General features: G+C 59.8%; 10 protein-coding genes. 7 read left to right on the forward strand and 3 right to left on the reverse strand.

The features are described 5' to 3' along the window. The first annotated feature begins 113 nt into the window (after positions 1-113). From hrpA to ACP7A2_RS08425, 4 genes are all read left to right on the forward strand, one after another. Entirely contained in the window at positions 114-4,025 is a 3,912-nt protein-coding gene (gene hrpA, locus ACP7A2_RS08410; protein ID WP_426133848.1) for an ATP-dependent RNA helicase HrpA, read from the forward strand. A gap of 254 nt (positions 4,026-4,279) precedes the next feature. Beyond that, positions 4,280-5,401 (forward strand): beta-ketoacyl-ACP synthase III, encoded by a 1,122-nt coding sequence (locus tag ACP7A2_RS08415; protein ID WP_348061422.1) that lies wholly within the window; start codon positions 4,280-4,282, stop codon positions 5,399-5,401. A gap of 128 nt (positions 5,402-5,529) precedes the next feature. Further along, positions 5,530-6,144 (forward strand): RNA polymerase sigma factor, encoded by a 615-nt coding sequence (locus ACP7A2_RS08420; RefSeq protein WP_426133849.1) that lies wholly within the window; start codon positions 5,530-5,532, stop codon positions 6,142-6,144. Beyond that, positions 6,138-6,371 (forward strand): anti-sigma factor family protein, encoded by a 234-nt coding sequence (locus ACP7A2_RS08425; RefSeq protein ID WP_426133850.1) that lies wholly within the window; start codon positions 6,138-6,140, stop codon positions 6,369-6,371. Before ACP7A2_RS08420 ends, ACP7A2_RS08425 begins: the two co-directional genes overlap by 7 nt. Positions 6,372-6,492: 121 nt before the next feature. On the opposite strand, the gene ACP7A2_RS08430 is transcribed toward ACP7A2_RS08425, so the two are convergent. Beyond that, complete coding sequence (locus tag ACP7A2_RS08430; protein ID WP_426133851.1) at positions 6,493-7,815, reverse strand: putative porin; 1,323 nt, start codon at positions 7,813-7,815, stop codon at positions 6,493-6,495. A gap of 281 nt (positions 7,816-8,096) precedes the next feature. Between ACP7A2_RS08430 and ACP7A2_RS08435 the strand changes: the two genes are divergently transcribed. The 3 genes from ACP7A2_RS08435 to ACP7A2_RS08445 all read left to right on the forward strand — a co-directional run bounded on the left by ACP7A2_RS08435 (position 8,097) and on the right by ACP7A2_RS08445 (position 9,803). Next, positions 8,097-9,221, forward strand: coding sequence for a GNAT family N-acetyltransferase (locus ACP7A2_RS08435; RefSeq protein ID WP_426133852.1), 1,125 nt, complete (start codon positions 8,097-8,099; stop codon positions 9,219-9,221). A gap of 77 nt (positions 9,222-9,298) precedes the next feature. Continuing rightward, the gene (locus tag ACP7A2_RS08440) at positions 9,299-9,577 is read left to right on the forward strand and encodes a BrnT family toxin (protein WP_426133853.1); all 279 of its coding nucleotides are present in this window, start codon (positions 9,299-9,301) and stop codon (positions 9,575-9,577) included. Continuing rightward, a complete protein-coding gene (locus ACP7A2_RS08445) occupies positions 9,555-9,803 on the forward strand; it encodes a BrnA antitoxin family protein (RefSeq protein ID WP_122305217.1) in 249 nt (82 codons plus the stop codon). Before ACP7A2_RS08440 ends, ACP7A2_RS08445 begins: the two co-directional genes overlap by 23 nt. Positions 9,804-9,884: 81 nt before the next feature. Here ACP7A2_RS08445 and ACP7A2_RS08450 read toward each other — a convergent pair whose 3' ends face one another. Next, positions 9,885-11,717, reverse strand: a complete 1,833-nt coding sequence (locus ACP7A2_RS08450; protein WP_426133854.1) for an ABC transporter ATP-binding protein — start codon at positions 11,715-11,717, stop codon at positions 9,885-9,887. Positions 11,718-11,800: 83 nt separating this feature from the next. After that, complete coding sequence (locus ACP7A2_RS08455; protein ID WP_348061434.1) at positions 11,801-12,364, reverse strand: peptidylprolyl isomerase; 564 nt, start codon at positions 12,362-12,364, stop codon at positions 11,801-11,803. Positions 12,365-12,367: the final 3 nt, after the last annotated feature.

The raw sequence follows: 12,367 nt of genomic DNA on the forward strand, positions 1-12,367 counted from the left end.
AGACCGCAATCGCGGGCAAGCCCGCTCCCACATTTACATAGCTGTCTGCCAGATAAGGCGCTTTTCTGCCACACTTGGCGGCCGTGCCTATTAGATGACCGTCAAAGTACCTGATGACTGACCAAGCGCCCACGATTGACCAACTGCTGAAAAACCTCGATCACGCCATGCTCGCCGACCGCAATCGCTTGCGGCGCCAGTTGCTTGAGCTGCGCAAGAAGCCCGACGAGGAGAAGCTGGCGCAGTGGGTCACGCGCATGCAGGCGTCCTGCGCCCAAGTGACCGCGCGGCGCGCCAGCCTGCCGGTGATTCGCTACGACGACAGCCTGCCGATCGCCGCCAAGCGCGATGAAATCAAGGCCGCGCTGAACAAGCATCAAGTGCTGATCATTGCCGGTGAGACCGGTTCGGGTAAAACCACGCAGTTGCCGAAGATCTGCCTGGAAATCGGTCGCGGCCAGTACGGCCTGATCGGCCACACCCAGCCACGCCGAATCGCCGCTCGCAGTGTCGCCAGCCGGGTTGCCGAAGAGCTGGCCACGCCGTTGGGCGCGCTGGTCGGCTATCAGGTGCGCTTTGAAGACCAAAGCGACTCGAACACCCTGATCAAGCTGATGACCGACGGCATTCTGCTGGCGGAAACCCAGAACGACCGCTACCTCGAACGCTACGACACGATCATCGTCGACGAAGCCCACGAGCGCAGCCTGAACATCGACTTCCTGCTGGGCTACCTGAAAACCCTGCTGCCGCGTCGCCCCGACCTGAAAGTCATCATCACCTCGGCGACCATCGATCTTGAGCGCTTTTCCAGGCACTTCGACGACGCGCCTATCGTCGAGGTCTCGGGTCGCACTTTCCCGGTGGACACCTGGTATCGCCCGCTGACGCTAAAGCAGGACGAGGAGGGCAACCGCGTCGAGGACGACTTGACCCTCGACCAGGCAATCCTCGCTACCCTCGATGAGATCGCGGCCTACGAACGCAGCGAACGCCGCAGCCCCGGCGATGTGCTGGTGTTTCTGCCGGGTGAGCGCGAGATTCGCGACGCCGCTGAAATGCTGCGCAAGGCTCAGCTCAAACACACCGAAATTCTGCCGCTGTATGCGCGCCTGTCGCCGGCTGAGCAGCAGCGGATTTTCCAGTCGCACCCGGGCCGTCGTGTGGTGCTGGCAACCAACGTCGCCGAAACCTCGCTGACCGTGCCGGGCATCCGTTATGTGATCGACAGCGGCACCGCGCGCATCAGCCGCTACAGCTACCGCGCCAAGGTCCAGCGCCTGCCGATCGAGGCAATTTCCCAAGCCAGTGCCAACCAGCGTAAAGGCCGATGCGGTCGGGTTGAGCCGGGTATTTGCATTCGGCTGTTCAGCGAAGAAGATTTTATCGGGCGCCCGGAATTCACCGACCCGGAAATTTTGCGCACCAACCTTGCCGCTGTAATCCTGCAGATGTTGCACCTGCGCCTCGGCGAGATCACCGACTTCCCGTTTATCGAGCCGCCGGATGGCAAGGCCATCAGCGACGGTTTCAACCTGCTGCAAGAGCTTTCGGCGGTCGACCGCAACAGCCAGCTCACGCCGCTGGGCCGCCAATTGGCGCGCCTGCCGGTGGACCCGCGCATGGGCCGCATGCTGCTGGAGGCTGCCAAACTCGGCAGCTTGCAGGAGGTGCTGATCGTGGCAAGCGCCATGTCGATCCAGGACCCGCGCGAGCGCCCGCCGGAGCGTCAGCAAGCCGCCGATCAGGCGCACGCGCAGTGGAAAGACCCAGACTCGGACTTTGCCGGCCTGGTGAATTTGTGGCGCGGCTTTGAAGAGCAGCGCCAGGCGTTGACCGCCAGCCCGTTGCGTAACTGGTGCCGCAAGAACTTCCTGAATTACCTGCGCCTGCGTGAATGGCGCGACTCCCACCGCCAGCTCAGCCTGATCTGCCGCGACATGCAGCTGACGATCAACAAAGAGCCAGCGGACTTCCCGAAACTGCACAAGGCGGTGCTGTCAGGCCTGTTGAGCCAGATTGGCCAAAAAACCGAAGACGGCGATTATCTTGGCGCGCGTCAGCGACGCTTCTGGATTCACCCGTCGTCGGGCATCGGCAAAAAGCGCCCGCAATGGCTGATGACGGCCGAGCTGGTGGAAACCACCAAGCTGTACGCGCGCATGGTGGCGAAAATCGACGCCGACTGGATCGAGCCGCTGGCCGGGCACCTGATCAAGAAAAACCACTTTGAGCCGCACTGGGAGAAGAAGCGTGGCCAAGTGGTGGCGTTTGAGCAGATCACCCTGTTCGGGCTGATTGTGGTCGGACGCCGCCCCGTGCATTACGGGCCGATTGACCCGGTGGTGTCACGCGAGCTGTTCATCCGTGAGGGGTTGGTGCGTGGCGAGATTCAGTCGCGGGCCAAGTGCCTGACGGCCAATCAGCAATTGCTGGAGCAGCTTGATGAGCTTGAGGCCAAGGCGCGCCGCCGCGACATTCTGGCGGATGAGGAGACGCTGTACGCCTTCTACGACGCGCGCTTGCCGGCGGAGATCCATCAAACCGCCACGTTCGACAGCTGGTACAAGGTCAACAGTCAGAAAGACCCGCAACTGCTGATCATGCGCGAAGAAGACGTGCTGGCTCGCGAGGCCAGTGAAGTCACCGCCTTGCATTACCCCGACACTCTGCACCTGGGTGATCTGGAGTTGGCGCTGAGTTACCACTTCGAACCCAACCACCCGCGCGACGGTGTGACCCTGCGCGTGCCGGCGCCGCTGTTGCCGGCTTTGCCGCCGGAACGTCTGGAGTGGCTGGTGCCTGGGGTGATCGAAGCCAAGTGCATCGCGCTGGTGCGCAATTTGCCGAAAGCGCTGCGCAAAAACTTTGTACCGGTGCCGGACTTCGTCAAGGCCGCGCTGCAACGCATTGAGTTCGGCCAGGGCTCGCTGCCCCAGGCACTGGGGCGCGAATTGCTGCGCATCACCGGCGCGCGGGTCAGTGAGGAAGCGTGGGCCGAAGCGGCGCAGCAGGTGGAAAACCACCTGAAGATGAACCTGGAAGTGGTCGACGGCCAGGGCAAGTTCCTCGGCGAAGGCCGCGACCTCGCCGAGCTGACCGCGCGCTTTGCCGAGGCCAGTCAAGCCGCGTTGGCCGTGCCGCAGACCGCGAAAAGCCAGCAGCCGGTGGAAGCCAAGGTGTTTGCGGCGGTGGCCGAGAAGACCCAGCAAAAGATCGCCGGGCTGTCGATGACGGTCTACCCGGCGCTGGTTGAAGAAAACGGCACGGTCAAGGAAGGACGTTTTTCGACTGCCGCCGAAGCCGAGTTCCAGCATCGCCGCGCGTTGCAGCGTTTGCTGCTGCAACAACTGGCGGAACCGGCAAAATTCCTGCGTGGCAAACTGCCGGGGCTGACCGAACTGGGCCTGATGTACCGCGAGTTGGGGCGTATCGATGCGCTGGTGGAAGACATCCTGCTGGCCAGCCTCGACACCTGCGTACTTGAAGGCGAAGCCAGCCTGCCACGCGACGGTGCCGGGCTGGCGGCGTTGGCCGAGCGCAAGCGGGGCGGCTGGACCGAGCACGCTGAACGCCTGGCGCGGCTGACCCTTGAAGTGCTGAAGCTCTGGCACGGCCTGCAAAAGCGCTTCAAAGGCAAGATCGACCTGGCCCAGGCGGTTGCGTTGAACGACATCAAGCAGCAACTGAGCAACCTGGTGTATCCGGGTTTCGTACGGGAAACCCCGTCTCAGTGGTTCAAGGAGCTGCCGCGTTTCCTCAAGGCCATTGAACTGAGGCTGGAAAAACTGCCGAGCCAGGTGCAAAAAGACCGCGTGTGGAGCGGTGAGTTGGCCGGTTTGTGGGTTCAGTACGAAAACCGCCTGAAAAAACACGCCCAGGAAGGCAAACGCGACCCGCAGTTGGAGCTCTACCGCTGGTGGCTTGAGGAGTACCGCGTGTCGCTGTTCGCTCAGCAGTTGGGGACCAAGGTACCGATTTCCGACAAGCGTTTGAGCAAGCAATGGAGTTTGGTCGAAGCCTGAGTCGGTTCTCGTTCTCCAGGGCGAAGCAGGTCAAAATGTGGGAGCGGAGCTCACCCTGGAAATAGCGCCAAATCCCCGAGGTTGTGGCAAACTTCGCGGTTATAAATGCCGGGATCGTCGTGAAGCGCTGTTGCAGCCATGGCGCGATGGAATAAAGCGTTGCCAGTTTGATGCCCGCTGGATGGCATCGGACGACTTAATATTTGGTACGACGGTACCAATATCTTCTGCCTGACAGATTTAGAGGAACGACCGTGCATAACGTCGTCATCAGCGGCACTGGCCTGTACACACCGGCCAACAGCATCTCCAATGAAGAGCTGGTGCAGTCTTTCAATGCTTACGTGCAACAGTTCAACGACAGCAACGCCGCCGCCATCGAGCGCGGTGAGGTGCAGGCGCTGACTGAATCCAGCGCAGCGTTTATCGAGAAAGCGTCGGGCATCAAGAGCCGCTTTGTGATGGACAAAGACGGCATCCTCGACCCGCAACGCATGGCGCCGCGCCTGCCCGAGCGCAGCAATGACGAATGGTCAGTGCTCTGCCAGATGGCGATCGGCGCTGCCGAACAGGCCTTGCAGCGCGCCGGCAAGACCGCTGCCGATATCGATGGCGTGATCGTCGCCTGCTCCAACCTGCAGCGCGCTTACCCGGCTATCGCCATTGAAGTGCAGGAAGCCCTGGGCATCGAAGGCTTCGGTTTCGACATGAACGTGGCGTGTTCCTCGGCAACGTTCGGCATTCAGAACGCCGCCAACAGCATCCAGCTGGGTCAGGCCCGGGCGATCCTGATGGTCAACCCGGAAGTCTGCACCGGCCACTTGAATTTCCGTGACCGCGACAGCCACTTCATTTTTGGCGATGCGGCCACTGCAGTGGTCCTGGAACGTGCTGACTTGGCCACTTCCGAGCACCAATTCGACGTGGTGAGCACCAAGCTGCTGACCAAGTTTTCGAATAACATCCGCAACAACTTTGGCTTCCTCAACCGCACCGCGGAAGAAGGCGTTGGCGCTCCCGACAAGCTGTTTGTGCAGGAAGGCCGCAAGGTATTCCGTGACGTCTGCCCGATGGTCGCTGAGCTGATCGGTGTGCATTTGCAGGAAAACCAGCTGAACGTCGGCGATGTGAAGCGCTTCTGGCTGCATCAGGCTAACCTGAGCATGAACCACCTGATCGTGAAAAAACTGCTGGGCCGCGAGGCTTCGATCGAAGAGGCGCCGGTGATTCTCGATACCTACGCCAATACCAGCTCAGCCGGTTCGGTGATTGCGTTCCACACCTATCAGGACGATTTGCCGAAAGGCGCCGTCGCAGTGCTGAGTTCGTTTGGCGCCGGTTATTCGATCGGCAGCGTGATCCTGCGTAAACGCTGATAGACAGCCAGAATGCGGTTATGTGGGAGCTGGCTTGCCTGCTGTGACGAGGGTGAATTCACCGCCGCTATCGCAGGCAAGCCAGCGCCTTCAGGTATCGGATTTCCATAGCAGGGTTGAGGTAAACGATGGCAGCAGCGGACGACACGCACCTGCTTGAACGATTGCTCAAGGGCGAGCAGCGGGCCTATAAGGAATTGGTCACCACCTACCAGAGCGCCATGCGTGCGGTGGCCTATGCGATTGTTGGCCAACGCCATGCCGACGAAGTGGTGCAGGATGCCTGGCTGTCGGTAGTGCGCAACCTGGCCAGGTTCGAAGGGCGTTCCAGCCTCAAGACCTGGCTGCTGACCATCACCGCCAACTCCGCCAAAGGCCGCTACAAAAAAAATCGCCGGGAAGTGTTGCTCGACGATTTGCCTTCGCCCCACGGCACCATTGGTGACGACCGCTTCGTGCCAGACGATGGCCACTGGGCCGTAGCCCCGTATGCCTGGCACCAGGACACCCCGGAAGCCTTGCTGACCGAGGATGAATTGCGCAAATGCCTGGAGCACACGTTGCTGAGTTTGTCGGAGCTGCAAAGCAGCGTGCTGGTGCTGCGTGAACGCCAAGGCCTGGAATTGGAGGAGATCTGTAATCTTCTGACCCTCTCGCTCTCCAATGTCCGTGTGCTGTTGCATCGAGCACGGCTTAAAGTCTTCGCCACGGTGGAGCATTTTGAGGAAACGGGCGAATGTTGACCTGTAAAGAACAAGTGGCCCGCTCCAGTGATTACCTCGATGGGCAATTGACCATTCGCGAGCGTCTGCTGGTGCGTCATCACTTGATGTTCTGCCCTAACTGCCGGCGTTTTATCCGTCAGATGCGCCTGATGCAGGCGACACTGAAGATCATGCCGGAGGAGCCGGTAAAGGATGCCGATGCATTGGCTGAACGGCTTGCGGCCGAACGGCTGAAAGATCTGTAAAGGCGGGGCAGAAGACAGGCTCGCGTGGGTGAGTCGAACGGATGATGGGGATCGACCTGCCCACGAGAGGCTGTTGCAACCGCCTCGGGCCGTCCTGGCCCAAGGCTTTTCACACTTATCTTTAGAACTTGGCTTCAGCATCCAACTGCAGGGTGTTGGTGTTGGCATCACGCTGAGTGCGGCTGGCGTAGTCAGCCTTGGTCAGGAAATACGTGGCGCCGAGGGCGAAGTTCTTGTCGATGTCGTAGCTGACCTTCATCTTGTGACCGCGCGAGCCGGTGGTGCCGTTGGCGAAGTCCGAATCGGTGAACGCGCCGACCACTGCATCACGTTGCGTGTCGCGGTAGTTGTAGTCCAGGTTGAAACCGAACACCTTGGACTTGGCACCGACCAACCATGCGGTGTCCTGATCGGTCACGGCGTCATTGTTTTTCACGTACTGGCCGTAGAACGCCAGAGGCACAGCCAGGCCGCCGATGTCGGCTTGAGCAAAGCCTTCATAGAGTCGGAATTCGCCGTTGGCCGAGTTACCGTTGACCGCCAATGCGCAAGGCGTCGTGGTGGTGGTGCAGCGGCTGTCTTCGTCGTTTTTGTAAGCGTAGACGCTGCCGCCCAGGGTCATTTTCAGGTTGTCGGTGACGGAGAAACGCGTACCCAACTGGCCAGCGGTCATGCGCAGGTCGTGACGGAATTGCACGCCGTCGCCATCCACGTTGTCCTTGAGGTTGTAGTTACCCAGGCTGCCGAACAACTCGGCGCTGCTGCCCAATGGGTACTTGTAAGTCAATGCCAGACCTTCTGGGTTGATGTCGCCATCCCAGATCACGTCGCCCATGTTGACCCATGGCTGGAGCATCTTGCCGCCAATCACGTGCAGGTTTTTGATCTGGGTCGGGTGGTAGTCGATATAGCCGAGGTCCAGCCAGATCGACTTCTTGTCGAAGTAGTTATCCAGGTCCTGGTTGGTCGAGCGAGCATCGTCGCCGCCGCCGGTGGCGATACGGATGCCGGTGTCCACTTGCGAGTTGATTTCGGTGTAGGCGCCCAGACGTGCACGGATACGTTGACGGTCCTTGTCACGCCCGCCGTTGTTGGGCTCGCCGTCGATCTTGATGGTTTCCTGACGGAACCGTACGTCACCCTTGAACTGGGTCTTGGCGGCCCAGGCCAGTTTCTGATCGAACACGCTCAGGTCGTTGGTCTTTTTCGCGGTGGCCGCGATCTGCTCGTTGCTTTCTTGTTGAGCCTGCCGTGCGATCTGCTGTTCTTTCTGGTCCCGGGCCAATTCCATTTGCAGTTCAGTGTACTGCGCATTGGTGATCTGGCCGTTGGCCTTGAGCATGTCGAGCAACTTGGCGTCGACTGCGGCGCTGGCTGGAACGCTAAGGGCCAGCATCAGGCCGCCACACAGGGCCGCCGCAGTTTTAGTGGAAGCAAGACGCATATCAATCTCCGAAAGTGAGGAGGGATGGCAAACCATCCAGGACACAACCGACCGGTGAAGGACGGAAATAGAAAGGCCGGCTATAACCAGGCGCTCTAAAAACAGGCGTCAGTATCACGATCGTTTATTACGGTGCAGTGGCGAAGTGATGTCATCTAGATGACAAATTATTTATGAATGAAACATTGGCCTGGGTTTTGCCGACCTATTTGCAGGTGTGCCAAATCCAGCGATAAGCGATACTCGCCAAGCTTTCACGCCCCGACGTAGTGAGGATGCCGATGCCGTTGCAACGCTTGAACAGCCTGTCCGAAATAGCCCCTGAGGTGTGGGACGCTCTGGTGCCACAGGCCCAGCCCTTCGTGAAACATGGGTTCCTCAGTGCCCTGGAAGACAGCGCCAGCGTGGGCCCGCACTCGGGCTGGCAGCCTGAGCATTTGCTGCACTGGGAGGGCGATCGGCTACTGGCTGCACTGCCGAGCTATCGCAAATGGCATTCCTATGGCGAGTACGTGTTCGATCACGGGTGGGCGGATGCCTGCGACCGCGCGGGCATCGATTACTACCCCAAGCTGCTGACGGCCGTGCCGTTCAGCCCGGTCAGCGGCCCGCGTGTGCTGGCAGCAACTGCGCAGGACGGTGTCGAACTGCTGAACGCGTTGCCGGGCTACCTGGAAATCGAAGGGCTCTCCAGCGCGCACATCAATTTCACCGACCCTTTGGCCGACGAGGCACTAGCCGGGCAAGCGGGCTGGTTGCAGCGCCTGGGCTGCCAGTTTCATTGGCAAAACCGTGGCTACCGCGACTTCCAGGACTTTCTCGACGCCCTGAGTTCACGCAAGCGCAAACAGATGCGCAAAGAACGCGAGCAAGTGGCCGGGCAGGGCATCGACTTCGAATGGCTGCAGGGTCACGAACTGAGCGAAGCCCAATGGGATTTTGTCTACGCCTGCTACGCCAACACCTACGCGGTGCGCCGCCAATCGCCCTACCTGACCCGTGAGTTTTTCAGCCTGCTCGCCGATCGCATGCCTCAAGCCATCCGCGTGGTGCTGGCCAAGCAGGGTTCACGCCCGGTGGCCATGGCCTTCAGCCTGATTGGGGGCGACAGCCTCTACGGCCGTTACTGGGGTTGTCTGGGAGAATTCGACCGTCTGCATTTTGAAACCTGCTTTTACCAAGGCATGGACTACGCCATCGCCCAAGGGGTGCAACGCTTCGACGCTGGCGCCCAGGGTGAACACAAGCTGATTCGCGGGTTTGAGCCGGTGATCACCCGGTCATGGCACTACCTGCGCCATCCGGGTTTGAAGAGTGCCGTAGAGGATTTTCTGGAGCGTGAGCGTGTGGGGATTGTGGCGTATGCCGAAGAGGCGAGGGCAGCGCTGCCTTATCGACAGGGGTGAACCATCGGTCTGACAACGGTCTCACAAAACATTCAAACCGCTATCCTGTATGTACAAAAGTACATACAGGATGTGCCATGCTTTTTCATTGGGATGAATCCAAAAACAGCGCCAATATTGCTAAGCACGGCATCGATTTCAACGACGTTCCGGACATCTTTCGACATCCAATGCTGGCCTTACGCGATGATCGCGCAGATTATGGCGAGGAGCGTTGGATCGGTATTGGCTGGATCAAATTGTTAATGGGTGTGGTCGTATACACCGAACGGTATGGCGATGTGATCCGCATCATCTCCGCCCGCAAAGCAACCAGGAAGGAGGCCAAATACTATGACGCAAACATCGAAAACTGATTGGGAGCGCCTGGCCAAGATGAATGACGAAGAAATAGATACCAGCGATATTCCAGAGCTGGATGCCGACTTTTTCCGGCGTGCCGAGTTACGGGTCCCGGTTAAACAGGCGGTTACGATACGGCTGGATGCCGACGTTCTGGAGTGGTTCAAGGGGCAGGGTACTGGCTACCAGACGCGTATAAATCAGTTGCTGCGTCAGTACATGCAGGCTCATCAAGGCTGAATGGCGCCTCTAATGATAAGAGGCGAAGTCGAGCGCTGAGCCTGCTGGAAGCCAGCTTCCACATGTTTGACCGGTGTATGTTCAGTCGATCCCGACGAACCCACCGGTCTGGTGCTGCCACAACCTGGCGTACAAGCCGCCATGGGCGAGTAGTTCGGCGTGGCTGCCAACCTCGGCAATCTGGCCTTTCTCCAGCACCACCAGGCGGTCCATTCGCGCAATGGTTGACAGTCGGTGCGCAATCGCAATTACGGTTTTACCCTGCATCAGGGTTTCCAGGCTTTCCTGGATCGCCGCTTCCACTTCCGAGTCGAGTGCCGAGGTCGCTTCGTCCATGATCAGGATCGGCGCGTCCTTGAGTAGTACCCGCGCAATGGCGATGCGCTGACGTTGCCCGCCGGAGAGCTTCACCCCGCGCTCCCCCACATGCGCATCCAGCCCGGTGCGTTCCTCGGCGTCCGACAGCAACGGGATGAACTCATCGGCGCGGGCCTTGTGGATAGCGGCCACCAGTTCTTCTTCGGTGGCGCCAGGTTTGCCGTACAGCAAGTTGTCGCGGATCGAGCGGTGGAGCAGCGAGGTGTCCTGGGTGATCATGCCGATCTGTTCGCGCAGAGACTCCTGGGCGACTTCAGCGATGTTCTGGCCGTCGATCAGAATGCGCCCGCCTTGCAGGTCATACAGGCGCAGCAGCAGGTTGACCAGCGTCGACTTGCCCGCGCCGGACGGGCCGATCAGGCCGATTTTCTCGCCGGCCTTGATCTCAAGGTTCAGGCCACCAATGATCCCGCTTTTTTTGCCGTAGTGAAAATCCACCTGTTCAAAGCGCACTTCACCGTGGGGCACTGTCAGGCGTGGCGCGTTTTCGCGGTCGGTCACTGCCAGTGGCATGGCGATGGTTTTGAGGCCGTCCTGGACCATGCCGATGTTTTCGAAGATGCCGTTGACCACCCACATGATCCAGCCGGACATGTTGACGATACGAATCACCAAGCCCGTGGCCAGGGCAATCGCCCCCACGGAAATCAGCGAGTGCGTCCACAGCCACAGGGCCAAGCCGGTGGTGGTGACAATCAGCAGGCCGTTGAGGATGGCGATGGCGACGTCCATGCTGGTCAGCACGCGCGCGGCCAGTTGGCTCTTCTCGGTTTGCTCGATGATCGCTTCCTTGGCGTATTCCTGCTCACTCTGCGTATGGGCGAACAGCTTCAAGGTGGTGATGTTGGTGTAACCGTCGACAATGCGGCCCATCAACTTGGAGCGCGCTTCGGAGGAAATTACCGAGCGTTCCTTAACCCGTGGCACGAAATAACGCAGGGCCAGGCTGTAGAAAATAATCCATGTGATCAGCGGGATCATCAGCCGCCAGTCGGCCTCGGCAAACAGCACCAGGGCGCTGATGGCGTAGATCGACACATGCCAGATGGCTTCCGCCGTGGCCACCGCCGAGTCGCGCAGGGAGTTGCCGGTTTGCATGATGCGCTGGGCGATGCGCCCGGCGAAATCGTTCTGGAAGAAATTCAGGCTCTGCTTGAGCACGTAGCTGTGGTTCTGCCAGCGGATCAGGCTGGTCATGCCGGGGTTGATCGTCTGGTGCACCAGCAAGTCATGCAGGCCGTTGAAGATCGGGCGCAGCAGCAGGGCGACCACGGCCATCCAGATCAGCTCGGCGCTGTGAATCTGGAAAAAGTTGGCAGGCGGCGTGCCTTGGGCCAGGTCAATGATGCGGCTCAGGTAGCTGAACAGCGCCACTTCGATCAGCGCACCGATCAGCCCGACCACCAGCAAGGCGGCAAAACTGGGCCACACCTGGCGCAGGAAGTAGAGGTAGAAGGGCAGGACTTTGTCGGGAGGCGCGTCGCTGGGAGCGTCGCGGAAAATATCAATCAGTTGTTCAAAACGACGATAGAGCATTAGGGTTGACGCCCGCCGCGCGGGCTCTCCTGTTCAAATGCGCGCGGTGCCTCGTGAGTCCCGCGCGAAACCGCCTGTTGACCTCAGTCGATGCGCTTGGCCGACTTGATCAGGACAGGATCGATAGGCACGTTCTGCATGCCCTGCTTGGTGGTGGTCTGGGAGTTGACGATGATGTCGACCACGTCCATGCCTTTGACGACTTTGGCGAACACGGCATAACCGGCGTCGCGACCCGGGTCGAGGAAAGCATTGTCGGCTACGTTGATGAAGAACTGGCTGGTGGCCGAGTTCGGGTCATTGGTGCGCGCCATGGACAGGGTGCCACGCACGTTATGCAGGCCGTTGCTGGCTTCGTTCTTGATCGGTGCTTCAGTCGGCTTCTGCGACATCTGCGCGGTGAACCCGCCGCCCTGGACCATGAAGCCCGGGATCACGCGGTGGAAAATCGTGTTGGTGTAGAAGCCCTTGTCGACATAGGCCAGGAAATTCTTGGTACTGATCGGTGCCTTGACCGGGTCCAGTTCGATTTCAATGTCGCCATTGGTGGTGCTGATCAGTACGTGCGGGGCCTTGGCAGGCTGCGCCGCCATCAGGTTGGCAGCAAACAAAACGGAACCTGCAAAGAAGGCGATTTTTTTCAACATGGG

This window comes from Pseudomonas sp. PWP3-1b2 (genome assembly GCF_049896045.1).
GTDB classification, from domain to species: domain Bacteria; phylum Pseudomonadota; class Gammaproteobacteria; order Pseudomonadales; family Pseudomonadaceae; genus Aquipseudomonas; species Aquipseudomonas antarctica_B.

Coding starts and splice junctions, on each gene's coding strand:
- ACP7A2_RS08440 (WP_426133853.1), top strand. CDS start 9,299: ATGCTTTTTCATTGGGATGAATCCAAAAACAGCGCCAATATTGCTAAG.
- ACP7A2_RS08450 (WP_426133854.1), bottom strand. CDS start 11,717: ATGCTCTATCGTCGTTTTGAACAACTGATTGATATTTTCCGCGACGCT.
- ACP7A2_RS08435 (WP_426133852.1), top strand. CDS start 8,097: ATGCCGTTGCAACGCTTGAACAGCCTGTCCGAAATAGCCCCTGAGGTG.
- ACP7A2_RS08430 (WP_426133851.1), bottom strand. CDS start 7,815: ATGCGTCTTGCTTCCACTAAAACTGCGGCGGCCCTGTGTGGCGGCCTG.
- ACP7A2_RS08420 (WP_426133849.1), top strand. CDS start 5,530: ATGGCAGCAGCGGACGACACGCACCTGCTTGAACGATTGCTCAAGGGC.
- ACP7A2_RS08455 (WP_348061434.1), bottom strand. CDS start 12,364: ATGTTGAAAAAAATCGCCTTCTTTGCAGGTTCCGTTTTGTTTGCTGCC.
- ACP7A2_RS08445 (WP_122305217.1), top strand. CDS start 9,555: ATGACGCAAACATCGAAAACTGATTGGGAGCGCCTGGCCAAGATGAAT.
- hrpA (WP_426133848.1), top strand. CDS start 114: ATGACTGACCAAGCGCCCACGATTGACCAACTGCTGAAAAACCTCGAT.
- ACP7A2_RS08425 (WP_426133850.1), top strand. CDS start 6,138: ATGTTGACCTGTAAAGAACAAGTGGCCCGCTCCAGTGATTACCTCGAT.